The following is a 2,012-nucleotide window of genomic DNA, read 5'->3' on the forward strand; positions in this document are numbered from 1 at the left end:
CGACGAACTGGTCGTGGTCTGCGACCTGTCGGGGCTCGCCCGCCGCCCCGAGTGGATGCAGGGCCCGGCCGGACTTGCGGAGGTCGCCCGCCACCGGATCGCCCTGCCGGGCAGGCCGGTCATCGACATCGCCCACTACCCCGACCACCCCCAGGAGGCGGACGGCTCGCCCCGCCCGCCGCGGGTCAAGCCCGGCACCGACGCCGAGGAGGCGTTCCTGGCGCTGGGTCCCGGGGCGAAGTCCTGGCTGATCGAGGCTGCGGCAGCCGGGACCACACGGATCCGGGTGAAGATGGCCGGCGCGGTCGAGCTCGCCGCCTTGGTCGGCACCGCCGAAGTGGACCTCTCACTCGGACTGGCGGCCATCAACCGGCGCTTCGCCGAGGGCGACCTGATGTCCATCGTCCAGCACCGCGGGGAGGCCGCCCGTCCCGCTGACCTGGTCGTCGCCGACGAAACGCACTCCGTGCAGCCCGGCACCGGAGCCTGGTCCGACTTCGGCCGCCAGGCCACCTGATCTCCCGCTCCCGGGCCGCTTTGCGGCCCGGGAGCGGGCAAGCCCCAACCATCAGCAGCAGAAAGGCAGTTCCCCCATGGCCACGACCGTCATCGATCCGCCCGAGCTGATCCCCGCACCCTCCCCGGTCCCGCCCGCGCCCCTCGCGCCGCCGATCCCGGCCGAGCTGGACGCGGTGCTGAGGCGGATGCGGTTTCCCTATCTTCGCGCGGCGGCCCCCGACGTGCTGGCCACCGCCCGCGCGCAACGCTGGGACCCCGCCGAGGTCGTGCGGATCCTGCTGGAGGCCGAGGCCCACGGCCGCGACGAGGCCACCCGCCGCAACCACCACCGCCAGGCCGGCCTGCCCTCCGGCAAGACCTTCGAGTCCTGGAAGGAGGCCGACTCCTCGATCCCGCTGCCGACCCAGCACGCGCTGATGACCCTGGAATGGATCGGCCGCGCGGAGAATCTCGCAGTCGCGGGACCAAGCGGTACTGGGAAAAGCCATCTGGCAGAGGCCCTGGCCCACAAGGCCATCGACGCCGGGATGCAGGTCTCCTGGTTCACCCTGGAGTCGCTGACCACCCACCTGGGCCGGGCCACCGTCGACAACACCGTCACCAAGGCCATCGCGAAGATCACCCGAAGCGATCTGATCGTCGTCGACGACATCGGGATGCTCCCGTCCGGACAGGCCGCCGCCGAAGCGTTCTACCGGCTCATCGACGCCGCCTACGAACGTCGCTCCGTGATCGTGACCTCAAACCTGCACCCCTCAGGATTCGACTCGATCATGCCCAAGACCCTGGCGACCGCAGCCGTCGACCGGCTCCTGCACCACGCCCACATCATCCTCACCGAAGGGTCCTCGCTCCGGCTCACCCAGGCCACCACTGGCCAGGGCGTCACCCCGCTGAGCTGATCGACGCCTTTCAGATGGCCGGCTCCGGAAGATGCCCGAGGTGCTCGATGACCCTCCTGCGCAGAAGGAGGTACTCGTCCCAGCGGCGCAGCGGCCCCGGCGGGCGTTCGACAACGCAGGCCGCAGTGACGCGCTGGCCCCGCTGGAACTGCTCACGCGTCAGGTCGAGTTCCACGCCGCTGGACAGCCGGTTCCACCAGTGGAAGCCGCGCTGGTCCCCGTCGACGTGCACCTCTCCGCGCATGAGGTCGCCACCGAGGACGTCATGGACGATCAGGGCAGTGATGTCGCAGTGCCCCCAGGCCGGGTTGCTCGGCTGCCACTCGGGCTGGTCGTCGGGCGAGCAGGTGTCGGCAGCCCAGCTCGCTCGCAAGGCATGGTCCAGGTCGAGCAGGTTCCACGGGATCATGCTGCCAGCATCTCAGCCGCCACCGACATCGCCGCTGGGGGAGGGCCACCAAACCCGGGCCACGGACACCCGCACGGGCCTCCATCAGCGGGATGAATAGTCATACCGGACGAGGAGATCAGCTGTCCGTGCACAGGGATCTGAACTGTCCGCTCACCCGGATGTCCCACTGTCCGTTGACA

General features: G+C 70.3%; 2 protein-coding genes and 1 pseudogene. 2 read left to right on the forward strand and 1 reads right to left on the reverse strand.

Translation table 11 applies throughout. The annotated features are described in order from the left end of the window. Together OTB19_RS42575 and istB are read left to right on the forward strand one after the other, a co-directional pair. Nucleotides 1–517 (forward strand): annotated as a pseudogene (locus tag OTB19_RS42575) (IS21 family transposase); the annotation flags it as partial. A 76-nt stretch (nucleotides 518–593) separates the two neighbouring features. Beyond that, nucleotides 594–1,421, forward strand: a complete 828-nt coding sequence (gene istB / locus OTB19_RS42580; protein WP_267804228.1) for an IS21-like element helper ATPase IstB — start codon at nucleotides 594–596, stop codon at nucleotides 1,419–1,421. Nucleotides 1,422–1,431: 10 nt separating this feature from the next. Here the strand turns inward: istB and OTB19_RS42585 are convergent, their stop codons facing one another. Continuing rightward, the gene (locus tag OTB19_RS42585) at nucleotides 1,432–1,830 is read right to left on the reverse strand and encodes a YunG family protein (RefSeq protein WP_267804230.1); all 399 of its coding nucleotides are present in this window, start codon (nucleotides 1,828–1,830) and stop codon (nucleotides 1,432–1,434) included. Nucleotides 1,831–2,012: the final 182 nt, after the last annotated feature.

Origin of the sequence: Streptomyces sp. H27-H5 (assembly GCF_026627505.1) — a bacterium.
Taxonomy (GTDB): Bacteria; Actinomycetota; Actinomycetes; order Streptomycetales; family Streptomycetaceae; genus Streptomyces.

Bases quoted from the DNA above. Each gene is read 5' to 3' on its own strand.
- OTB19_RS42585 (WP_267804230.1), bottom strand. From the start codon at position 1,830: ATGATCCCGTGGAACCTGCTCGACCTGGACCATGCCTTGCGAGCGAGC.
- istB (WP_267804228.1), top strand. From the start codon at position 594: ATGGCCACGACCGTCATCGATCCGCCCGAGCTGATCCCCGCACCCTCC.